This window comes from Blastococcus sp. SYSU DS0539, assembly GCF_054050855.1.
Window position 1 is genome coordinate 171,510 of sequence record NZ_JBJHAF010000007.1, and the last position, 21,691, is coordinate 193,200.

Annotated in this window: 20 protein-coding genes; 14 read left to right on the plus strand and 6 right to left on the minus strand. The window is 75.2% G+C overall.

The window, feature by feature from the left end; all coding sequences use genetic code 11:
- The first annotated feature begins 125 nt into the window (after window positions 1-125).
- The 3 genes from ACI790_RS11045 to ACI790_RS11055 all read left to right on the plus strand — a co-directional run bounded on the left by ACI790_RS11045 (window position 126) and on the right by ACI790_RS11055 (window position 2,580).
- Window positions 126-782, plus strand: coding sequence for a hypothetical protein (locus ACI790_RS11045; RefSeq protein WP_456569824.1), 657 nt, complete (start codon window positions 126-128; stop codon window positions 780-782).
- Window positions 775-1,464 (plus strand): LuxR family transcriptional regulator, encoded by a 690-nt coding sequence (locus tag ACI790_RS11050; protein ID WP_347059915.1) that lies wholly within the window; start codon window positions 775-777, stop codon window positions 1,462-1,464. Before ACI790_RS11045 ends, ACI790_RS11050 begins: the two co-directional genes overlap by 8 nt.
- Before the next feature lie 594 nt (window positions 1,465-2,058).
- Window positions 2,059-2,580 (plus strand): DinB family protein, encoded by a 522-nt coding sequence (locus ACI790_RS11055; protein WP_456569825.1) that lies wholly within the window; start codon window positions 2,059-2,061, stop codon window positions 2,578-2,580.
- A gap of 153 nt (window positions 2,581-2,733) precedes the next feature.
- Here the strand turns inward: ACI790_RS11055 and ACI790_RS11060 are convergent, their stop codons facing one another.
- The 3 genes from ACI790_RS11060 to ACI790_RS11070 all read right to left on the minus strand — a co-directional run bounded on the left by ACI790_RS11060 (window position 2,734) and on the right by ACI790_RS11070 (window position 5,429).
- Complete coding sequence (locus ACI790_RS11060) at window positions 2,734-2,889, minus strand: DUF6131 family protein (RefSeq protein WP_456569826.1); 156 nt, start codon at window positions 2,887-2,889, stop codon at window positions 2,734-2,736.
- 350 nt (window positions 2,890-3,239) lie between these two features.
- Window positions 3,240-4,508, minus strand: coding sequence for an LGFP repeat-containing protein (locus ACI790_RS11065; RefSeq protein WP_456569827.1), 1,269 nt, complete (start codon window positions 4,506-4,508; stop codon window positions 3,240-3,242).
- A gap of 207 nt (window positions 4,509-4,715) precedes the next feature.
- Window positions 4,716-5,429 carry an NUDIX hydrolase gene (locus ACI790_RS11070; RefSeq protein ID WP_456569828.1) on the minus strand — a complete coding sequence of 238 codons (714 nt, stop codon included), beginning with the start codon at window positions 5,427-5,429 and terminating at the stop codon, window positions 4,716-4,718.
- A gap of 63 nt (window positions 5,430-5,492) precedes the next feature.
- On the opposite strand from ACI790_RS11070, the gene nadA reads away from it, so the two are divergent.
- The 4 genes from nadA to ACI790_RS11090 all read left to right on the plus strand — a co-directional run bounded on the left by nadA (window position 5,493) and on the right by ACI790_RS11090 (window position 9,956).
- Complete coding sequence (gene nadA / locus ACI790_RS11075) at window positions 5,493-6,506, plus strand: quinolinate synthase NadA (RefSeq protein ID WP_456569829.1); 1,014 nt, start codon at window positions 5,493-5,495, stop codon at window positions 6,504-6,506.
- Window positions 6,503-8,209, plus strand: a complete 1,707-nt coding sequence (locus tag ACI790_RS11080) for an L-aspartate oxidase (RefSeq protein WP_456569830.1) — start codon at window positions 6,503-6,505, stop codon at window positions 8,207-8,209. Before nadA ends, ACI790_RS11080 begins: the two co-directional genes overlap by 4 nt.
- Window positions 8,206-9,108: a carboxylating nicotinate-nucleotide diphosphorylase gene (gene nadC / locus ACI790_RS11085; protein WP_456569831.1), complete on the plus strand. Its 903-nt coding sequence runs from the start codon at window positions 8,206-8,208 to the stop codon at window positions 9,106-9,108. Before ACI790_RS11080 ends, nadC begins: the two co-directional genes overlap by 4 nt.
- 131 nt (window positions 9,109-9,239) lie before the next feature.
- Window positions 9,240-9,956 (plus strand): hypothetical protein, encoded by a 717-nt coding sequence (locus ACI790_RS11090; RefSeq protein WP_456569832.1) that lies wholly within the window; start codon window positions 9,240-9,242, stop codon window positions 9,954-9,956.
- Window positions 9,957-9,986: 30 nt separating this feature from the next.
- Here ACI790_RS11090 and ACI790_RS11095 read toward each other — a convergent pair whose 3' ends face one another.
- Window positions 9,987-11,012, minus strand: coding sequence for an LLM class flavin-dependent oxidoreductase (locus ACI790_RS11095; RefSeq protein WP_456569833.1), 1,026 nt, complete (start codon window positions 11,010-11,012; stop codon window positions 9,987-9,989).
- Window positions 11,013-11,210: 198 nt separating this feature from the next.
- Between ACI790_RS11095 and ACI790_RS11100 the strand changes: the two genes are divergently transcribed.
- Window positions 11,211-13,142: a putative bifunctional diguanylate cyclase/phosphodiesterase gene (locus ACI790_RS11100; protein WP_456569834.1), complete on the plus strand. Its 1,932-nt coding sequence runs from the start codon at window positions 11,211-11,213 to the stop codon at window positions 13,140-13,142.
- Between the two features lie 77 nt (window positions 13,143-13,219).
- Here ACI790_RS11100 and ACI790_RS11105 read toward each other — a convergent pair whose 3' ends face one another.
- Both ACI790_RS11105 and ACI790_RS11110 read right to left on the minus strand, forming a co-directional pair.
- Window positions 13,220-14,026, minus strand: a complete 807-nt coding sequence (locus ACI790_RS11105; RefSeq protein WP_456569835.1) for an SGNH/GDSL hydrolase family protein — start codon at window positions 14,024-14,026, stop codon at window positions 13,220-13,222.
- Between the two features lie 55 nt (window positions 14,027-14,081).
- Window positions 14,082-15,497, minus strand: a complete 1,416-nt coding sequence (locus tag ACI790_RS11110; protein WP_456569836.1) for a dihydrolipoyl dehydrogenase family protein — start codon at window positions 15,495-15,497, stop codon at window positions 14,082-14,084.
- A gap of 35 nt (window positions 15,498-15,532) precedes the next feature.
- Between ACI790_RS11110 and ACI790_RS11115 the strand changes: the two genes are divergently transcribed.
- The 6 genes from ACI790_RS11115 (at window position 15,533) to ACI790_RS11140 (ending at window position 21,404) form a co-directional block, all read left to right on the plus strand.
- Entirely contained in the window at window positions 15,533-16,021 is a 489-nt protein-coding gene (locus ACI790_RS11115; protein ID WP_456569837.1) for a flavin reductase family protein, read from the plus strand.
- 148 nt (window positions 16,022-16,169) lie between these two features.
- Window positions 16,170-17,798, plus strand: coding sequence for a thiamine pyrophosphate-binding protein (locus ACI790_RS11120; protein ID WP_456569838.1), 1,629 nt, complete (start codon window positions 16,170-16,172; stop codon window positions 17,796-17,798).
- A 194-nt stretch (window positions 17,799-17,992) separates the two neighbouring features.
- A complete protein-coding gene (locus tag ACI790_RS11125) occupies window positions 17,993-18,514 on the plus strand; it encodes a sigma-70 family RNA polymerase sigma factor (RefSeq protein WP_456569839.1) in 522 nt (173 codons plus the stop codon).
- On the plus strand, window positions 18,498-19,583 hold the full coding sequence (locus ACI790_RS11130) for a hypothetical protein (protein ID WP_456569840.1): 1,086 nt from the start codon (window positions 18,498-18,500) through the stop codon (window positions 19,581-19,583). Before ACI790_RS11125 ends, ACI790_RS11130 begins: the two co-directional genes overlap by 17 nt.
- A gap of 19 nt (window positions 19,584-19,602) precedes the next feature.
- Window positions 19,603-20,562 (plus strand): ABC transporter ATP-binding protein, encoded by a 960-nt coding sequence (locus ACI790_RS11135; protein ID WP_456569841.1) that lies wholly within the window; start codon window positions 19,603-19,605, stop codon window positions 20,560-20,562.
- Entirely contained in the window at window positions 20,559-21,404 is an 846-nt protein-coding gene (locus tag ACI790_RS11140; protein WP_456569842.1) for an ABC transporter permease subunit, read from the plus strand. The genes ACI790_RS11135 and ACI790_RS11140 overlap by 4 nt, the downstream gene beginning before the upstream one ends.
- Window positions 21,405-21,691: the final 287 nt, after the last annotated feature.

Consider the following 21,691-nt stretch of genomic DNA (forward strand, 5'->3'; position numbering starts at 1 on the left):
GCGGGCGCACGGTGCGGCCTGGTGGCCCCCCGGCTGTGGACAACGACGGCCGTCCACAGAACCGAACAGGACAGGCCACTGCAGGCGCCGGAACGGCGACGCTCACATCACCGAGAGGAGGAGCGATGGGATGGATAGGACCGGTCGTGGACGACCAGGAGCACGAAGGCTGGGTGGTGCCCTTGTTCGCCGACGGCGCGCAAGGCGCCGGCTCCAGCAGCGCCCGCGGGGTACTGATCGCCCGCCGGCCCGGCGACGAACCGTGCGACGGCGACCGGGTACGGCTGACCTACCGCGACGGCTCCACCGCCGAGGGCATCTGGTCCGACGGCACGCTTCTACGCGGCGACGGGATCGTGCACCCCCCCACCAGCGGCGAGGTTGGCCTGGAGGTGACCGAGCAGGCCGAGGACTGGCTCCCCGATGCCGCGGTCGTCGGCTGGGTCGCCGGCTGCACCTGCGGCTGGCGCGGCACCCCCTGGACCCGCGTACCACCGGAGCTGGCCGACCCTGCGGCGCAGCGGCTGGCCGTCACCGGCCCGTGGGCCGATCTGGAAGCCGCCGACGAGAACCGGGTGCGGCAGGACTGGCTCCGGCACATCGCCGGATGGCAAGCCCTCGAGGACGTCGAGGCGACCGCCGCCCGGCAGGCCGCCGCAGCCCGGGCGCTGGACGAGGCGGTGCGCGCCGCACTCGCCGCCGGAGCCTCGTGGGCCGACATCGGCCGGGTCACCGGCATGACCGGCCGGTCGGCCACCGAGCGGTGGTCCGTCCGTGACTGAGCAGCCGACCGGTCACCCCGGACCGAGCGAGGAAACCCCGCCAGGGCAGCGCACCGTGCTCGTCGTCGACCTCGACGGCGAGCCGCTGGCGCCGCTGCGCGCCCTGGAGGAGATCCTGCTGTGTCTGGGCACGTGGGAGGACGACGACCGGCAGGACCCGAGCGCCGGCACGGAGCCGCTGCGGCTGCCGCCGCCGTTCGCCGGCCGGGTCGCCCTCGCCGCCGTGCAGCGCCTGCTCAGCGCACTCGCGCCCACCCAGTCCCGAGAACCCTGGCGCGGCCGGCTGCTCGCCCCGGAGGGCCGCCACGAGCACGCGCCGCTCACCGCGCTCACCCTCCCCACCGCCGACATCAACGTCCTCTCTGCAACCGCCGCGGCACTCGGGAATTCGGCGCTGAACCCCGAGATCGCCGACCTGGTCAGCACCTTCGCCGAGCAGCTCGGCAGCGGCTACCGCCGGACAGACCGCACCGAGCTGGTCTCGCTCCTTGCACGGCTGGCCGGCCTGCTCGACCTCGCCCCCACCGACGACACCCGACTGCTCATCACCCGGCTGCGGACCACCCCGCTCGGCACCGACTGCGTGCTCACTGACGCCGAGGAAGCCGCCCACGCCCGCACCGCCGACCGCATGAACCACATCTGGGCGCACGGCTCCGGCATCGACCGCTACCTCTACTGACCCGCGCGACCGCCCCGAGCGGCGAGGCGCCAGGGAACCGCGCCGTTCGGCCGAGCAGCTTCGGGACCTGGCCGACGGGACCGCGGGGATCGGTTGAGGAGGTCGCCGTCCAGGGCCAGCCAGCCCACCGGCCCGCACCGACTATAGCTGCGGCGGCGCCCAAGGCTGGTTCCTCCAGGCCCAGTGCCCCGACGGGACCACCTTCGTCGTGGAGCACCCGGGGAGGGACCCCCACCGGGGGTAGGAGCGTGGCTGGCTTGGCCTCCGAGAGCGCCTCTTGACCCGCCGCCTTCAGCGTGGTCATTCTGGGCCGCGAGGAAACCTCGGTTGTCCGGATCCAGTGGCCGGATAATTGTGCCCGGCACGCTGAAAGCTGCCGGTCAACGACCTGCAAAGATGCCTTGCCGCACAGCGCTGGGGCCCCTACAGCTTCTAAGCACTTGGTCGCAGGTTCGATCCCTGCCGGGCGCGCACATTGCGGCGGGTGGCCGCGCGCACCGGGGCGCGACCACCGGCACCCCGGATGTCGGATGCGTGCCGCAGGATGCGCGGCGAGCGCGCCCACACGCGCCCCGACCCGTAGGAGAGGTCTCCATGGCCCCTGCCGACCACCGCACCGAGCCCGCGCTGACCGGTGACGAGACGACGCTGCTGACCGGCTTCCTGGAGTACCACCGGCAGACGCTGGAGTGGAAGTGCGCCGAGCTGACGCCCCGGCAGCTGGCCACCCCCGCCGTGCCGACCTCCGAGCTCACGCTCCTGGGCCTGGTGCGCCACCTCGCGGCGGTGGAGACCGGCTGGCTCGTCGGCTTCGGCGGCCTCCCGCACGACCTGTGGCCCGACGTCGTCCGGGAGGACGACGAGCAGTTCCGCGTCGATCCGGACACCGTCACGGCGGACGACGTGGCCGCGGGATGGAGGACCTGGCGCGCGGCGGCCGACGCGGTCGGCGAGGTCACCCGCCGGCTGCCCCTCGACACCGAGGACCAGCCGTGGGGCCGCGACGACACCTTCTCGCTGCGCTGGATCCTGCTCCACCTGGTCGAGGAGTACGCCCGGCACAACGGCCACGCCGACCTGCTGCGCGAAGCCCTGGACGGGGCCACCGGCGAGTGATCCGGACGCGGTGACCTCAGCGCGCCGGGCCCGGGCCCGGTCGGGTCCACCGCCCGGACGACGGCGAACCCCCGGCCGCGCCGTGCAGCCGGGGGTTCGCCGTCCCACCACGTCACCGGCGCACGTCTCGACGAGGAGACGTGCACCGCGGGGTCAGAAGTAGTGTTTCCGCCCTCCGACGGCACGCCCGGTGGCACCGAGCACGTAGAGGACGGCCCCGACGACGAGGAGGATGATCCCGATCGTCCAGAGGATCGAGATGTCGAGGAAGAAGCCGAGCAAGAGCAGGATCAGGCCAAGGATGAGCACGTGCGTCTCCGTTCGGTCCCTGCGGGCTGCAGTCGGCGCGGCAGGTAGCCACCTCCACGTCCTGACCAAACCGGCTTTCCCGACGTTCACCCGTTCGTGATCATGGGCTCTGCCGCCGTCGGACGCGGCGCGGCGCCGGCGGCATCGGCGCCGCACAGACCGGCCCACCGGTGGGCAGAGGCGCGCCGGTCGACTCCTCGACTGGCGCCCCCTCGCCGCGCATCCGGGTCCCGGGACGCCGTGGACGACCGAGCCCCCGCCGTCATGGAGACCGGCGGGGGCGGTGGTGCGGTCAGGAGCGGACCGTCCGCTCGCGGGCGGGACGGGGCGACAGGCCCCGGCGTCGCGCGCTAGTCGACCGTGATGCTCCAGGGGCCGTCGCTCTCGACCTCCACGTAGACGTTCCCGCTGATCGGGACGCTCCCGCTCCACGACCCGATCTCGTTGGCGAGCAGGTCGCCGTAACCGGTGGACGCGTCGTACGTCTTCACGCCGAAGTAGCCGCTCGACGAGCCGGTGATGTGCGCGATGCCCGCGGGCCCGGAGTAGCGCCACACCGTGCTGCGGTGCCCGTCGACCCGGCTGCCCTTGCCGTACGACCAGACCGCCGACAGCGGCATGGTGCGGATGGTCCACTCCCCCGACGACTCCACCTCGAAGCCGCGGGTGCGCTGGGGTCCCCACACGGCGAAGTCGAGGGGCACCACGGCGCTGTAGCTCGTGCTCACCTCGTTGGCCAGCAGATCCTGCGGCTCGTAGTCCGCCCCGAGCCCCCACACCACGAAGTTGTCGTAAGGACCCGAGTACGTGAGCTCTGCGACCATCGGCGTGGCCCCCTTCGCCAGGGACACCACGGTGGTGCCGCTCCCCCGGATCGTCACCTCCGGGACCGTGCCGCCGGCCGCGGTCCACGTGAGGCTGCCGTTCTGGAAGTCCTGGCGGACGCCCCCGCCGTAGCGGTACTCACCGGAGGTCGGGTAGCCGAGCGCGCCGTTCTCCCAGCCCATCTCGGCCCAGGCGTCCCGGATGGCGCCGAGCACGATCTGGGCTCCGGTGCCCGCCGACCAGTAGATCGACCCGCGCTGGAAGTGGTTGTACGCGCCCCGGCCGTCGGCGGTCGGCAGTTCACCGGTGACCGGGAACCCCAGCTGGCCGTTCTCCCAGCCGGCGGCGGCCCAGCGGTCCCTGATGGCGCCACGCACGGCGTGCGCGCCGGTGCCCGCGGACCAGTAGATCGAGCCGAACTGGAACGTGCTGTAGGCGGCGCCGGCCTGGCGCGTCGGGAGCTCCCCGGTGACCGGGAAGCCCAGCGGGCCGTTCTCCCAGCCGGTGGCCGCCCACTCCTGGCGGATCCCACCGCGGACCTCGTGCGCGCCGGTCGACGGCAGCCAGTAGATGGAGCCGCGCTGGAAGTGGTTGTACCGCCCGATGCCGTTGCGGGTGGGCAGCTCGTCCGTCGTCGGGTAGCCGAGGACCCCGGCGGGACCCCCGAGCGCCCGGTAGTTGGCGAGGATGGCGCCGACCACGCTTCGGGTCCCGGTGGCCGGAGAGGTGAAGTCGTCCGCGAGGGCGGACGGCAGGGCCGGGCCGAGCAGGGCGGCGGTCAGCGTGACGACCACGCCCGACCTCCGCACGCGGGCACCCGGCAGGGAACGAGAAAGCAACGAAACCCCCGTGAGCAGAAATGAAGGCTGAACGTAAAGACTCGGCCACGCTTGGTCAATAGGTCCGCGCCCCACCCCGAGCGGGGCCGGTCCGGCGGCGACCCGCCGACGGCGCGGGCGAGCGCCCGCCGTCGCCGTCTCGGAACGGCGTGAGCTGGATGGTCAGCGAGCGTTCGGTGGCTTCAGGACGGCGAACGGGTCGGTGACCTCGATCGACGAGGTGACGAACCGGTAGAGCGCCGCCGGCCGGCCACCCGCCCGCCCTGACGCCGCCGTCTCGCCCGTCGCCTCGAGGACGCCGCGGCGCAGCAGCACCCGCTGCAGGTTGGTGGCGGTGACCTCGTAGCCGAGCGCGGCCACGTAGATCTCGCGCAGCTCCGCGATGCTGAACACCGGCGGGGCCAGGGCGAAGGCGACGTTGGTGTAGGACAGCTTCGCCCGCAGCCGCTCCAGCGCCGAGCCCACGATCGAGCCGTGGTCGAACGCCGTCTCCGGCAGCGCGTCCACCGGGTGCCACGCGGTGTCGTCGGGCAGCACCGGGTCGAGGTCGCCGGGGATCAGCCCCAGGTAGGCAGTCGCGACGGTCCGGCTGCGCGGGTCGCGGTGCGGATCGCTGCGGGTCTCCAGCTGCTCGAGGTGCGCCAGCTGCGCCACCTCCACCTTGGACGCCAGCTGCCGGCCGACCGAGGCCCCGAGGGTCTCCTCGGGCAGCAACGGACCGCCCGGCAGCGCCCACGTCCCGGCGAAGGGCTCCTTGGCCCGCCGCCAGAGCATCCCGTGCAGCCGGCCGGCGCGGACCTGCAGCACCACGGCGAGCGCCTGGTGGGGGTAGGCCGGCCGCTCCGGCGAGGACCACACGGATGTCACGGAACCCATGCTAGGTTTCGGAGCAGAGGTTTTCGCCTCTGAGTACGAAACCCCACTCCACCGGAGGCCCTGGTGACCGCAACGCTCTCCGCCCCGCCCGCCGCGCAGTGGACGCCGGAGCAGTGGCAGGACTGGCGCGACGAGGTCCGCCGGCTGGCCGCCGAGCGCGACGCCGTCGTCCTGGCGCACAACTACCAGGCCGCGCAGATCCAGGACGTCGCCGACCACGTGGGCGACTCCCTCGCCCTGTCGCGCATCGCCGCGGCCAGCACCGCGAGCACGATCGTCTTCGCCGGCGTCCACTTCATGGCCGAGACCGCGAAGATCCTGGCGCCGGAGAAGACCGTCCTGGTGCCCGACGCCGCCGCCGGCTGCTCGCTGGCCGACACGATCACCGCCGACCAGCTGCGCGCGTGGAAGGCGGAGCACCCCGGCGCCGCCGTCGTCTCCTACGTCAACACCACCGCCGAGGTGAAGGCCGAGACCGACATCTGCTGCACCTCGTCCAACGCCGTCGAGGTGGTCGAGTCGATCCCCGCCGACCGCGAGGTGCTGTTCCTCCCCGACCAGTTCCTCGGCGCTCACGTCCAGCGGGTCACCGGCCGGCAGAACATGCGTATCTGGATGGGCGAGTGCCACGTGCACGCCGGCATCTCCCCCACCGACCTGCGGCAGAGCATCGAGGACGCGCCCGACGCCGAGGTGCTGGTGCACCCCGAGTGCGGCTGCGCCACCAGCGCGCTCTGGATGGTCGGCCAGGGCGACCTGCCGTCGGACCGGGTGCACGTCCTCTCCACCGGCGCGATGCTCGACCAGGCGAAGCGGACGACGGCGAAGCGCGTGCTGGTCGCCACCGAGATCGGCATGCTGCACCAGCTGCGCCAGGCCAACCCCGCGGCCGCCTTCGAGGCGGTCAACCCGCGCGCCGAGTGCCCCTACATGAAGATGTCGACGCCGGAGAAGCTGCTGCGCGCGCTGCGCGAGGGCCGCGACGAGGTCACCGTCGACGCCGACGTCGCCGCCCGCGCCCGGTCGGCCGTCGAGGCGATGATCGCCCTCGGCACCCCCTCGCTGGTCGGCGAGTGACCGTGGGGCCCCGCCGCACCGCGCCGGTCGCCCCCGCCGTCGCCCCGGCGCTGCCGTTGCCCGCGGCCGGCTGGTCCACCGGCGTCGACGTCGTCGTCGTGGGCAGCGGCGCCGCCGGGCTGATGACGGCGCTGGCGCTGGCCGGGGCCGGTCGGCGGGTCGCCGTCGTCACCAAGGGCGCGCTGGGCGAGGGCAGCACCCGCTGGGCGCAGGGCGGCCTCGCCGCCGTCCTCGGTGCAGACGACGCCGCCGCGCTGCACCTGCAGGACACCCTCGACGCCGGTGCCGGGCTCTGCGACGCCGACGCCGTGGCCACGCTGGTCGCCGAGGCGCCGCGCGCGATCTCACTGCTGCAGGACCTCGGGGCCCGGCTGGACCTCGATCCGGCGGGCCGCCCGGCGCTCACCCGAGAGGGCGGGCACAGCCGGGACCGGATCGTGCACGCCGGTGGCGACGCCAGCGGCGCCGAGGTCACCCGCACGCTGGTCGAGGCGCTGCGGAACGCCGGGGTCGAGGTCCTCGAGCACACCGTCGCGCTCGACGCGCTGCGCACCGCCGACGGCACGGTGGTCGGCCTGCGGGTCGCCCGCGTCGCCGCCGGCGGCGGCCTGACCGGCGCCGGGGACCTGCGCGCGCACGCCGTCGTCCTGGCCACCGGCGGGTACGGGCAGGCCTACGCCGCGGCCACCAGCCCGGCCGGCGCGACCGGCGACGGTCTCGCCCTCGCCCTGCGCGCCGGGGCCGAGGTCGCCGACGTGGAGATGGTCCAGTTCCACCCCACCGTGCTGTGGCAGGGGCCGGGCGCGCGCGGCCAGCAGGTGCTGGTGAGCGAGGCGGTGCGCGGCGAGGGCGCCGTGCTGGTCGACGGCGCAGGTGCCCGGATCATGCCGGGCGCCCACCCGCTGGCCGACCTCGCCCCGCGCGACGTCGTCTCCGCGACGATCGCCGCGCACCTGGCGGCCACCGGCGAGGACTGCGTGTTCCTCGACGCGACCGGCCTGGGCGCTGCGTTCCTGACCCGCCGCTTCCCGGGCATCGTGCGGGCCTGCCGGGAGGCCGGCGTCGACCCGGCCACCGCGCCGGTGCCCGTGACGCCCGGCGCGCACTACACCTGCGGCGGGGTGCTCGCCGACCTCGACGGCCGCACCGGCGTCCCCGGCCTCTACGCCGTCGGCGAGGTCGCCTGCACCGGCGTGCACGGCGCCAACCGGCTGGCCTCGAACTCCATCACCGAGGGGCTGGTCGCCGCCCGCCGCTGCGCCGCCCTGCTCACCGCCGAGCTGCCGCAGGGCGCACCGGCGGCGCCGACCGGGGGTGGGCCCTTCGCCTCCTGGGCGGTCGACCCCGGCGCGCGCCCGGCGATCGGCGCGGCCACCAGCCGGCACGCCGGCGTCGTCCGCACCGCCGCCGGGCTCACCGAGCTGACCGGCATCCTCGCCGGCGTCGCCCGGCTGCCCACCGGCCGACCGCTGGACCTCGCCGCCGTCGAGGCCACGGCGGTGCACACCGTCGCAACCCTGCTGGCCGCCGCCGCGCTGGCCCGCCCGGAGAGCCGCGGCTGCCACCGCCGCGCGGACGCGCCCGGCACCCGCCCCGAGTGGCAGGTGCGGCTCGCGCACCGCGTCGACGCCGCCGGCCGGCTGCACACCCGCACCGTGCCCCTCGGCGCGCCCGGCACCGAGCAGACCCAGGGAGTGGCATGACCGGCACCGAGTGGTTCCCGCTGCGCACGGAGCTGGCCGACGTGCTGCGCGACGGCGGCCTGGACCCGGCGACCGTGGAGCGGGTGATCCGGCGGGCGCTCGACGAGGACCTCGCGCTCGGCCCCGACGTCACCACCCTGGCCACGGTGCCCGCCGGCGCCCGCGCCACCGGGGAGGTCGTCCCCCGGTCGGCCGGGGTGCTGGCCGGCATCCCGGTCGCGGCGGCGGTCTTCGAGATCGTCGGCGGGAGCGACGTCGAGGTGGCGCTGCACGCGGCCGACGGGATGGCCGCGCGCCCGCACGCTCCCGTCCTCGGCATCACCGGCCCCACCCGCACGCTGCTCACCGCCGAGCGGACGGCGCTCAACCTCGTCGGCCGGCTCTCCGGCGTCGCCACGCTGACCCGCCGCTGGGTGGACGCGGTGGCGGGCACGGGGGCCGCGATCCGCGACACCCGCAAGACCACCCCGGGCCTGCGGATACTGGAGAAGTACGCCGTCCGCTGCGGCGGCGGGGTCAACCACCGCATGGCGCTGGGCGACGCCGCCCTGGTCAAGGACAACCACGTCGCCGCCGCCGGTGGGATCACCGCGGCCGTCGAGGCGGTGCGCGCCCACTCCCCCGCCGTCCCCCTGGAGGTCGAGTGCGACACCCTCGACCAGGTCCGCGAAGCGGTGGCGGCCGGCGTCGAACTGGTGCTGCTGGACAACTTCGGGCTCGCCGACACGCAGGCGGCGGTGGCGCTGGTGCGCGGGACCGGCGTCCGGCTGGAGGCGAGCGGCGGGCTGTCGCTCGAGCGGGCGCCCGAGGTCGCCGCCACCGGCGTCGACTACCTGGCCGTCGGCGCGCTGACGCACAGCGCCCCGGTGCTCGACCTGGGCTTCGACCTGCGCGGCTGAGGCACCGGCCCGGTCGTCGTCCTCCCGGCGTGCGAGCGCGGCGGCCGGGCGACGGCGATACGGTGGGACGTCGGGGCGCCGCTGGGCGAGCGCCCGTCCACGCCACGTCCGCCCCAGGAGTCCGACGCTCGATGCTGCCTGCCGTTCGCCCGTTCACCCTGCTCGTGGCGGGAGGCGTCGGGGTCGCCGTACTGAACGGCCTCTCGATCTGGCTGCGGCTGCTGACCGCGGGCGCACCGGCGCCGCTGGAGGAGCTCGGCGCCCCCTTCGCCGGGTACCCGCTGCTCTACCGGCTCTTCAACACCGACGGCGAGACCAACGTCCCCACCTGGTTCACCGTGCTGCTGCTCGTCGGCGTCGCCGCCGTCTGCGCCGGTATCGCGGCGCAGTTCCGGCGCTGCGGGGTCGGGGCCGGCTGGCGGTGGACGTTCCTGGCCGTCATCTTCCTGTACCTGTCGGTCGACGAACTGGCCGCCCTGCACGAGGAGACGATGCCCTTCATGGCCCAGGTGGTGGAGGCGGAAGGAGCCTTCACCTTCCCGTGGATCCTCATCGCCGCTCCGCTGGTCGTCGTCCTCGCGCTCTTCTACGCACCGTTCGTCTGGCACCTCCCCCGCGGGATCGGGGTGCTCCTGCTCCTGGCCGGGTTCCTCTACGTCGGTGGCGCGATCGGCATGGAGGCCGTGGGAGGGCACTTCTACGAGGGCGGGCAGGGGTACCTGAGCACCGGCTACGTCTGGGCGACCACGGTCGAGGAGCTGCTGGAGATGGCCGGAGCGGCGGTGGCCCTGTACGCGGTCGCGCTCTTCGCCCAGGAGAAGCTCCCCCAGCCGCCCGTCACCGCCTGAACCGGCCCGCCACCCTCCCGACGCCTGCCGTCAGGACCGCACCCAGCCGATCGCCGGGGCCACGTGCTCCGCGATGTTCTCCAGCAGCCGGACGTTGTACTCGACGCCGAGCATGTTGGGCACGGTGAGCAGCAGGCTGTCGGCCTCGCGGACGGCGGCGTCCTTCGCCAGCTCCTCGGCGAGCACGTCGGGCTCACCGGTGTAGCTCTTGCCGAACCGGGCGCGCACCCCCTCGAGGATGCCGACCTGGTCCTGCCCGTCGCGGTCCCCGCCGAAGTACTGCCGGTCGAGGTCGCTGACGATCGGCAGCACGCTGCGGCTCACCGAGACCCGGGGCTCGCGCTCCCACCCGGCCTCGGCCCAGGCGGCGCGGTACCGGGCGATCTGCTCGGCCTGCAGCTCGTCGAAGGGAACGCCGGTGTCCTCGACCAGCAGCGTCGAGCTCATCAGGTTCATCCCCTGGCGCGCCGTCCACTCGGCCGTCGCGCGGGTGCCCGAGCCCCACCAGATCCGGTCGGCCAGCCCGGGCGACTGCGGCTGGACCGGGAGCCTGCCGGACATGCCCCCGGTCATCCGCGGATCGGCGTCCACCAGCGGCTGGCCGGAGATCGCCGCCCGGAACAGCGCGGTCTTCTGCCGGGCCAGGTCGGCGTCGCTGCCCTCGGGCCCGGGCACGTAGCCGAACGCCTCGGAGCCGCGCAGCGCCGTCTCCGGTGATCCCCGGCTCACGCCGAGCTGCAGCCGACCGTCGGCGAGCAGGTCGGTGGCCGCCGCCTCCTCGGCCATGTAGAGGGGGTTCTCGTACCGCATGTCGATGACGCCGGTGCCCAGCTCGATCCGGCTGGTGCGCGCCGCCATCGCCGCCAGCAGCGGGAACGGCGAGGCGAGCTGGCGGGCGAAGTGGTGCACTCGCACGTACGCGCCGTCGAGCCCGAGTTCCTCGGCGGCCACCGCCAGCTCCACGCTCTGCACGAGGGCGTCCCGCCCGGTGCGCACCTGTGACCCGGGAATGGGCTGCCAGTGCCCGAAGGACAGGAACCCGATCCGCTTCTCCACGACTCTTCCCTCTCGTCGATGTCTGCTGAGCAGCGCGCGGGAAGGGGCCCGGATTCCCGGGCTCGCTGGCAGATCACCCCGAGCGGGCGCGACCGGTGGGGCGGGTGAGGCCTGCTGCGACGGAGTGTGACGGGCTGATCACGACTCTCCGTGATCCGGTTCCGTCACTTCTTGCCTGCGATGCGTGACGCTGTCCCGGTGAGCCTTCCCGCATCCGAGATGCCCCGATCCCCGGGCACGCCTGCCGGCGGCGCCGCCGGGCAGCGCTTGCGGGCGATCGACACGCTGCTCGCCGACCGGGGCCAGCTGTTCCAGGCGCTGTTCCTCTCCGCGCCGATCGCCAAGGCCCTCGTCGCCCTCGACGGGCACGTGCTGGTGGCGAACCCGCGGATGTGCGCCCTCACCGGCCGCACCGCCGAGAGCCTGACCGGCCGGCACGTCGACCTGCTCGCCCACCCGGACGACCCGCCGGTGGGCGACCTCGGGCTGGCGCCGGCTCCCGGGGAGCCCGACCTCGACCCGAACCTGCTCCTCGACGGCGAGCGCCGGCTGCGCCGCTCGGACGGCACGGAGCTGTGGGTCGTCCAGTCGCACGAGGTGGTGCGGCAGAACAACGGGACGGCGCAGTTCGTCGTCCTCTCGCTGGTCGACGTCACCGACCGCCGCCGGGCGGAGGAGGACGCCGTCCGCCGCGCGTTCATGGACCCGCTGACCGGGCTGCCCAACCGCCGCGCGCTCACCGACCGGCTGCGCCACGCCGTCGCGCTCTCCCGCCGCCGGGGCCTGCAGGTCGGCCTGGTGCACCTCAACATCGACCGCTTCCAGGCGGTCAACGACGCGCTCGGCCACGAGGCCGGCGACCTGCTGCTCAGCCAGTTCGCCGATCGGCTGCGCTGGAGCACCCGCGTCGAGGACACCGCCGTCCGCCTGGGTGCCGACGAGTTCTTGGTCGTCGCCGAGGACGTCGAGGACCTCGACGGGCTCCGGGCGCTGGCCGACCGCCTGCTCAGCGTGCTCGACGAGCCGTTCGTGGTGAACGGCCGGGAGGTCACGCTGTCGGCCAGCGTCGGGCTCACCCTCGGCGCCGACATGACCCCCGACGACCTGCTCCGCCAGGCGCAGAGCGCGCTGACCCGGGCCAAGGCCGACGGCCAGCGGGCCCGCATCGAGGTGCACGAGGGGGCGCTGAGCCGCAACGACGTCGACGCGCTGCAGCTGGAGACCGAGCTGCGGCACGCCCTCGACCACGACGAGCTGCGGCTGTTCTACCAGCCGATCGTGCACCTGGCCGACGAGACGCTGCTCGGCTACGAGGCGCTGATCCGCTGGCAGCACCCCACCCGCGGCCTGCTCCCGCCCGGCGCGTTCCTGGACGTCGCGGAGAACAACCGGCTCACCTCGAAGCTCGGCGCGTGGGTGCTCCGGCGGGCCTGCCTGGACGCCGCCACCTGGTCCGACGACCTGCGGGTGCACGTCAACATCTCCGCCCGCCACCTCGCCGAGGACGGCTTCAGCGAGCTCGTCGCCGCGGCGCTTGCGGAGTCCGGCCTCCCGCCGCACCGGCTCGAGCTGGAGATCACCGAGTCGACGGCGCTGTTCGCCGCGGAGGCCACGCTGCACTCGGTCGCCGTCGTCACCGACCAGGGCGTCACGCTGGCGCTGGACGACTTCGGCACCGGCTACTCCGCCATCACCGCGCTGCACCGGCTGCCCATCCACACGGTGAAGATCGACCGCTCCTTCGTGGCCGACGTCGTCACCCAGCCCTCGACCGCCGCGCTGGTGCACGGGCTGCTGCAGCTGGGCCGCGGCATGGGCCTGCAGGTTATCGCCGAGGGCATCGAGGACCTCGACCAGGCCGCCTGGCTGCTCGACCACGGGTGCGCCATGGCGCAGGGCTACGCGTTCGGCCGCCCCGCGCCGCTGCCCAGCCCGGCGGAGGTGCTGATCGGCGAGGTCACCGAGGCGCCGGCCGAGGACGTCGCCGGCGAGCTGCTGCCCGAGCCGCCGGCCCCGCCCGCGCTTCCCCGGCAGCGGATGCCCTCGACCCCCGAGGGGCACGACGTCACCGACACCGGCCGGTTCGCCGGCCGCACGCTCTTCGACGAGCTCGCCGACCCCGACGAGTGACCGCCCCCGCCACTCGTGCACGAACGGTCGTCATCCGCTCCGGATGACGACCGTTCGTGCACGAAGGCACGTGCGTCTCACCGGCGCGGCAGGGCGAGGGGCACCGGTCGCTTGGCCGCCCGGCCGTCGCCGGAGGACCGTCCGCGCAGCCGCCGGCCGATCCACGGCGCGACGAAGCCGCGCACCCAGGCGGCCTCCTCGGCCAGCGCCGCCCGCAGCTCGCGCGGCGGCTGCGGTGGGAGCGGGGTGCGCCAGTCCTCGCCGCCGGCGCCGGGCAGCCCCAGCGCCGCCGCGGCCGCCAGCGCCATGCGGCGGTGCCCCTCGTCGGTGAGGTGGATGCGGTCGGTGTCCCAGAGCCGGAAGTCCTGGATCCAGGCCGCGCCCCACTGGTCCAGGACGGCGGCGCCGTGCCGCGCGGCGATCGACCACAGGTTGGCGTCGAAGACCGCGATCCGGCCGCGGAGCCGGCGCAGGATCGGCGTGTTGCGGGTGTCCGCCGTGGTGGCCAGCAGCACGTCGGCGCCGGCCGCCCGGAACCGGACGACGGCGGCCTCCAGCTGCGCGGCCAGCTCGTCGGGGTCCGCGCCCGGGCGCATCAGGTCGTTCCCGCCGGCGACCAGGCTCACCAGGTCCGGCGCCGCGTCGAGCGCCACGGGCACCTGCTCGGCCAGCACCTGGCCCAGCAGCCGGCCGCGGACGGCCAGGTTGGCGTACTCCACGTCGGCGTGCGGCGCCGCGGCGGCGAGGTGCTCGGCGAGCCGGTCGGCCCAGCCGCGGTACTCCCCGGGGCGGCCGGGGTCGGGGTCGCTGAGCCCCTCGGTGAACGAGTCGCCGAGCGCGATGTAGCGGTGCCAGGAGGAACGGGACGAGCGGTCGAACTGCACGACCCACTCCAGCACGGCCCGCGAGGCCGCCGGCAGCGGGGTCGGACGGCTCCGGTCAGCCGCGGTAGGTCTCCAGCAGCCGCAGCCAGATCTCGCTGATCGTGGGATACGCGGGCACGGCGTGCCACAGCCGCGCGATCGGCACCTCGCCGACGACCGCGATCGTCGCCGCGTGCAGCAGCTCGGCGACGGCCGGGCCGACGAAGGTCATCCCCAGCAGCACCTCGCGCTCGGTGTCGACGACGGCGATCGCCGTCCCGGTGTAGCCGTCGGCGAACACCGAGGCACCGGCCACGCCGCCGATCGGGTACTCGACGACGCGATGCGGCAGGCCCGCCTCCGCCGCCTCCGCGGCGGTGCGCCCCACGCTGGCGACCTGCGGATCGGTGAAGACCACCGACGGCGTCGCGACGTCGTCCGCGGTGTCCACGAACGGCGACCACGGGGCGGTGTCGACCTGCTCGCCGCGAGCCCGCGCGACGATCGCCGCCCCGGCCTGCCGGGCCTGGTACTTGCCCATGTGGGTGAGCTGCCGGCGGCCGTTGACGTCGCCGATGCCGTAGAGCCACGGGATGCCCTCGACCCGCAGGGTGGCGTCGACGGAGAGGTACTGCCCCGGCTCGACGCCGACGGTCTCCGCGCCGATGTCGGCGGTGCGCGCCGCGCGGCCGATCGCGACGAGCACCTCGTCGCCGCGGACCTCGCCGTCCGCCGTCGTCAGCACCACCTCGGTGCCGTCCCGGCGCGCGGCGGTGACCTCCGTGCCGAGCCGCACGTCGACGCCGGCCTTCCGCAGCGCCCCGGCGACCGCCTCGCCGGCCTGCGGCTCCAGGCGCGGGAGCAGCCGGTCGCCGCGCTGCAGCACCGTGACCTGCGAGCCGAGCGCCTGCCAGGCGGTGGCCATCTCGCAGCCGACGTAGCCGCCACCGAGCACCAGCAGCCGGGCCGGGGCCTCCTTCGCGCTGGTCGCCTCGCGCGGGCCCCAGGCGTCGACGTCGGCCAGCCCCTCGACCGGCGGCACGGAGGCGGTCGACCCGGTGCAGACGGCGACCGCGTGCCGCGCGGTGAGCCGGGTCGTCGCCCCGTCCTCCGCCGTGACGACGACGGTGCGCTCGCCGTCGAGCCGGCCGGTGCCGCGGAGCAGGTCGATCCCGGCGCCGCGCACCCACTCGACCTGGCCCGAGTCGTCCCAGTGCGAGGTGAACGAGTCGCGGCGGGCGAGGGTGGCCGCGACGTCCTGCTCCCCGGTCACCGCCGCGGCCGCGCCGGCCACGGAGCGCGCCTCCGCGAGCACCTCGGTGCCGCGCAGCAGCGCCTTGCTCGGCATGCAGGCCCAGTACGAGCACTCCCCGCCGACCAGCTCGGGCTCGACGAGCACCGCCGAGAGCCCACCGCGCACGACGACGTCGGCGACGTTCTCCCCGGTCGAGCCCGCGCCGAGGACGACGACGTCGTAGGTCTGGTCGGTCACGCACGCCATCCTGTCGGTGTGGTCGACTGGCCGCCATGCCGGTCGACGCCCGCGAGTTCACCGCTGCCCTGGCCCACTACGCCGCCGGGGTGTGCCTGCTGACCGTGCGCGACGACATCGACGACGTCGGGACGACGGTCAGCTCGGTCATGAGCGTGTCGGCCGCACCCCCGCTGGTCGCCGTCGGGCTGACCACCGACGGCTACCCCGCCGAGGTGCTGGAGAGCGTCGGTCGCTGCGCGCTGAGCGTGCTGGCCGCGCCGCACGCCATCGTGGCGTCCCGCTTCGCCTCCGCCGGGCGGCCCAGCGCGCGGCACCTGCTGGAGACGGTGCCGTGGACGAGGGCGGAGGGCAGCGGCGCCATCGTCCTGCGCGAGGCGCCGGCCGCGCTGGACTGCCGGCTGGAGCGGCTGGTCGAGGCGGGTGACCACGTGCTCGCGCTGCTGGCCGTGGAGGACGTGCCGGTGCTCAACCCGGACGCCCGCCCGCTGCTGCGGCTGCGCGGCCGCTACCTGGCCTCCTGAGCCGTTCCCCGGGCGCCGGGGCGCCGATCCCGACCACGATCGTCGGAGCCCGCGGGCAGGGAGGAACCGCGCGGAACCCGCTCGGCACGGCGAGACTGCCACCTACGCGCCGGCCCGATCCCGGACCGTCCGACAGAGAGGCCCACCGATGAGTTCGTCGCCCCCCGTCGCGAGGCGGATCCTCGAGGCCTTCGCGGCCGCCGATGTGCAGACCGTCTTCGGCCTCCCCGGGGTCCACAACCTGTCGTTCTGGCGGGAGACCGGCCCCGGCCTGCCCCGGATCGTCGGGGTCCGCCACGAGCAGACCGCGGTCTACGCCGCCGACGGCCTCGCCCGCGCGACGGGCGGCCTCGGAGTCGCGCTGACCACCACCGGCCCCGGCGCCGCGAACGCCGCCGGCGCCTTCGGCGAGGCCGCCGCCTCGGGCACGCCGCTGGTCCTCGTGGCCAGCGAGGTGTCGACGGCGCTGGCGCGACCCGGGGTGTCGCGGGGCATCCTGCACGAGTCCCGGGACCAGGCAGGCATCTTCGAGCCCCTGGCGAAGGCGGTGTTCCGCCCTCGGACCGCCGAGGAGGCGGGTGCGGCCGTCGCCGAGGCGATCCGCACGGCCATGACCGGTCCGCGAGGACCGGTCTACGTCGACGTCCCCACCGACGTCCTGAGCCGGCCGGGTCCGGCCGTTCCCCTTCACCGGATCACCCGGGTCGCGCCGGACGCCGCGTCCGTCCAGGCGCTCCACGAGCTGATCGAGGCGTCGCCGTCGGTCGTCCTGTGGGTGGGCGGTGGCGCCGTCCAGGCCGGCGCGGCCGAGGAGGTGGCCGCGCTCGCCGAGCGCCTGCAGGCCCCCGTCGTCACCACCTACACCGCCCGGGGCATCCTGCCGCCCGACTCCCCGTACCTGCTGGGGCTCCCGCCGCACGAGCCCGAGATCGCCGAGCTCGTCGCGGGCGCCGACCTGCTGATCGGCATCGGCAGCGACTTCGACGGGATGATGACCCGCAACTGGTCCATGCCGCTGCCGCGGGCCATGGCGACGATCAACTGCGCCGCCGAGGACCTCACCAAGAACTACCCGTTCGACGTCGCGGTGCTCGGCGATGCCCAGCAGACCCTGCAGGCGTTGCTGGCCCTCCCGGCCGGGCCCCGCCCCGCGGTGGCCGGACGGGTGAGCGAGGTCCGCGACCGCTGCTGGAACCGGTTGTCCGGCGATCCCCGTGCCGCGGCCGGGCTGGAGCTGCTCGAGTCGCTGCACAGCGCGATGCCGGACGGCACGGTCGTCGTCGCCGACATGGCGATCCCCGGCTACTGGTTCGGCGGCTACGGCACCGTCCGGCGGCCGCGGACGCTCCAGTACCCCGTCGGGTGGGGAACGCTCGGCTACGCCCTGCCTGCCTCGGTGGGCCCCGGGGTGCTCGGCGACCGGCCGGTGCTGGCCGTCTGCGGCGACGGCGGCTTCATGTTCGCCGTGGGTGAGCTGGCGACCATCGCCCAGGAGAACCTCGCCGTCACGGTCCTCGTCGTCGACGACGGTGGCTACGGCATGCTGCGCTACGACCAGGACCACGCCGGGGACGAGCACCGCGGCGTCGACCTCGTCCGCCCGGACTTCGCCGCGCTCGCGGAGTCCTTCGGCATCCCGGCGATGCGGGTCAGCGGGGTCGGCGAGCCGCTGGCGGAGGCGCTGGGGGCAGCCCTCGCCAGCGGGGAGCCACGGCTGGTCGTCACCGAGGCGACGCTGACCCCGCCGCGGACGACGTCCCCGAGGTGGGCGGAGTGACCGGTCCGTCGTCGGATCCGGTCGTGGCCGGCCGCGGCTGAGCGACCCGGTCGGCGAAGTTCCCGGGCCGGGTGTCACATCCGCGGCCCCGGCGGTGCTATCCGTACATGGACCTCGTACGGCACGGGCGGCCGGCACCGGCGGCCGTCCTGACATTTCCCGGTCCGCTGGGCCGGGTCGGAGGGGCGGGCGGCGTGCCGGCAGCAGCGACCCGCGGTGCGGTGCGGCCCGACCTCGAGGAGGTCTTCCGCCGGGACTACTCGCGGGTCGTCGGCGTCGCCGCCCGGGTGCTCGGGTCGCGCGACCAGGCCGAGGACGTGGCCCAGGAGGTCTTCCTCTCCTTCGGCCGCTCGTCGGTCCCGACCGCCGAGGCCGCCGGCTGGCTCTCGGTCGCCGCCGCCCACACCGCCCTGAACCTGATCCGCTCGGGGCGCCGCCGCGCCACCCGGGAGGAGACGGTGGCGTCGGCCGCCGACGTCGTCACCCCCGACGTGGCCGACACCGTGCTCACCCTCGAGGACCGCAGCCGCGTCCGGGCGGCCCTCGCCCGGCTGCCCCGCACCCAGGCGACCGCGCTCGTGCTGCGCCACAGCGGCCTGAGCTACGCCGAGGTCGCCACCGCGCTCGGCCTGTCCCCCGGCAGCGTCGGCACCACCGTCCGCCGCGCCGAATCCGCACTTCGCAAGGAGCTGAACCGCCATGCGTCACCCGAATGAGGGCGTCCTCCGCCGGCTGATCGACGAGCCCGCCGGGGTCTCCGACGCCGACCGCGCGCACGTCGCCGGCTGCTCCGCCTGCCTCCGCGCCCTCGACGACGCCCGCGCCGACGCGCAGCTCGTCGGCGCGGCGCTCGGCGGGTCCGGCGCCGTCGACACGGACGCGGCGTGGGCCCGGTTCTCGGCCGCCGCCGCGCCGGCGTCCCCGACCGCCTTCCGCCCGGCCCGCGCCGCCGCGCGGAACCGGTGGGGCACGGCCGTCCGGCGTCCCGCTGTCGCCGCGCTCGGTGCGGTGGTCCTGCTGACCGGCGCCGGGGTCGCCGCCGCCAACGACTGGCTGCCGATCTTCCAGACCGAGCGGGTGGACCCGGTCGAGGTCACCGCCACCGAGCTGGTGCAGGTGCCCGACCTCTCGGCCTACGGCGACCTGCAGATCACCGAGGAGCCCGACCCCGAGCAGGTGGCCGACGCCGCGACCGCGCGCGAGCGCACCGGTCTCGACGTCCCCGAGGTCGCCGAGCTCCCGGACGGCGTGACCGGCGACCCGGCGTACCAGATGGCCGGCGTCGTGGGCGCCACCTTCACCTTCTCGGCCGACAAGGCGGCGCAGACCGCGGCTGCCGAGGGCGAGGTCCTGCCTCCTCCGCCGGCCGGTCTCGACGGCAGCCAGATCCGGTTCGAGGCCGGTCCCGGGGTCGCGGCGATGTGGTCGCAGCCGACCGGCGTGCCGACCCTCGTCGTCGCCCGGGTGGGCGCGCCGAAGATGTTCTCGTCCGGCGTGCCGTTCGAGACCGTCCGCGACTACCTGCTGTCGCTGCCCGGCCTCCCCGACGGCCTCGCCGACCAGCTGCGCGACCTCTCCACCGACGCCGCGACGCTGCCGTTGCCGGTCCCAACGGAGATGGTGACCAGCTCGACCGCCGACGTCGACGGGTCGGAGGCGACGGTGCTCACCTCCCGCAACGGGCTGTTCGCGGGCGTGGTCTGGGTGGAGGACGGCGTGATGACCGGCGTGGCCGGGACGCTCAGCACCGACGAGCTCCTCACGGTCGCCCGTGACCTCCGCTGACGCCGCTACCGCCCGCGGCGTGACCTCGAACGCCCCGGCGGCCGGCGGGCTGGACGACCTGCCGCCGTCCCCGGCGGTCTGGTGCTCCGGGCTGCGCAAGCGCTACGGACGCCGGACCGCCGTCGACGACGTCTCCTTCAGCGTGGGCCGCGGTGAGGTCGTCGGCCTGCTGGGCCCCAACGGCGCCGGCAAGACCAGCGTCATCAAGATGCTGCTCGGCCTGGTGCGGCCCGACGCCGGTGAGGTGCTGCTGCTCGGGCGGCCCTCGTCCGACCCCCGCTCGCGCAGCGCCGTCGGGTACCTCCCCGAGCTGTTCCGCTACCAGCCCTGGCTGACCGCGGCCGAGGTGCTCGACCTGCACGTCCGGCTCTCCCGGCTCGACGTCCCCGCCGCGGAGCGCCGCGAGTGCCTGGCGCTCGTCGGCCTCGGCGAGCGGACCGGCGACCGCGTCGGCAGCTTCTCCAAGGGCATGCAGCAGCGGCTGGGGCTCGCCGTCGCCCTGGTCGCCCGGCCGCAGCTGGTGGTCCTCGACGAGCCGACCAGCGCGCTGGACCCGCTGGGCCGGGTCGACGTCCGCGACCTCGTCCTCGCGCTGAAAGCCCGCGGCGTCGCCGTCCTGCTCAACTCGCACCTGATCGGCGAGGTCGAGCGGGTGTGCGACCGGGTGGTGATCCTGGACAAGGGCCGGGTGGCGGCGTCCGGCACGCTGGCCGAGCTGCTCGGGCAGCGCGAGGTGCGGCTGCGACTGGCCGGCGTCGACGAGCGGGTCGAGGAGCGGCTGCGATCGGCCGGCTCGCTGGCGCGCAGCGGCGACTGGTTCACCGTGCAGCTCACCGCAGACGACGACGGCGTCACCGTGCCCGACCTGGTGCGCGACCTCGTCGGGCTCGGCGTCCGGGTGCACGCCGTCGAGCCGGTGCGGATCAGCCTCGAGGAGCGGCTGCTCGCCGTCCTCCGGCACGAGGAGCCAGCGCCGTGACGGCGCTGACCATCGCCGGGCTCACCCTGCGGGAGGCGTCCCGGCGCAAGGTGGTCTGGGCGCTGCTGGCGCTGACCGCGGTGCTGCTCGCGCTCAGCGGCTGGGGCTTCTCGAAGCTGATCGGCCTGGACACCGAGCTCGGCACGATGACCAGCGGCGAGGCCCGCCTGGTCGCCTCGATGCTGCTCAACCTGATCATGTTCGGCTTCAGCCTCATCGCGGCGATCGGCACGGCGTTCCTGGCCGGGCCCACTCTCGCCGGAGAGGTCGAGTCGGGCCAGGCGCTGGCGATGCTGGCCCGGCCGGTCCGCCGGTCCTCGGTGCTGGTCGGCAAGTGGCTGGGCCTGCTCACCTTCGGCTGCGGCTACGTGGTGCTGGCCGGCCTGGCGCAGCTGCTCATCGTGCGCTGGGTCGTCGGCTACTGGCCGCCGTCGCCCGCCACCGGGCTGGCGCTGCTGGCGGCGGAGACGATCGTGCTGCTGACGCTGGCCCTGCTGCTCTCCAGCGTCGTCTCGCCGATGGCGTCGGGCATCGTCGCGGTCGGCCTGTTCGGGGCCACCTGGGTCGCCGGCGTCGTCGGCGGCATCGGCGGTGCGCTGGGCAACGAGGGCGTCGAGCGGGTGGGCAGCGTGTCGCGGGTGCTGCTGCCCACCGACGGTCTGTGGCGCGGCGCCATGAACGCCTTCCAGGACCCGTCGGCGCTGGTGCAGATGGGCCCCGAGGGCGGCTTCCCGTTCCTGGCCGACGCGGCGCTGACCCCGGCGTACCTGGCGTGGGCGGCGGTGTGGATCGCGGTGATCCTGGGGCTGACCGCGCTGTCCTTCCAGCGCCGGGACATCTGAGCGCCACGGCTGCCACGCCCCTGGCATCGAGCGCGTGGGCCGCGCGCCGTCCTGCCGGCGCCGGGGCCCTGGGCCGGCTCTGTTTCCCGGACGGTCCGCCTCTGCCCACCCTGGCTGGGCAGAGGCTGACTGCCGGCGTCCCCACCCTCGAACCGGGTCGGCAACGCCGCCGTCATCCCGGCGCCGGGGCCCTGGGCCGGCCCTGTTTCCCGGACGGTCCGCCTCTGCCCACCCGGGCTGGGCAGGGGCGGACCGCCGGCGTCCCCACCCTCGAACCGGGTCGGCAA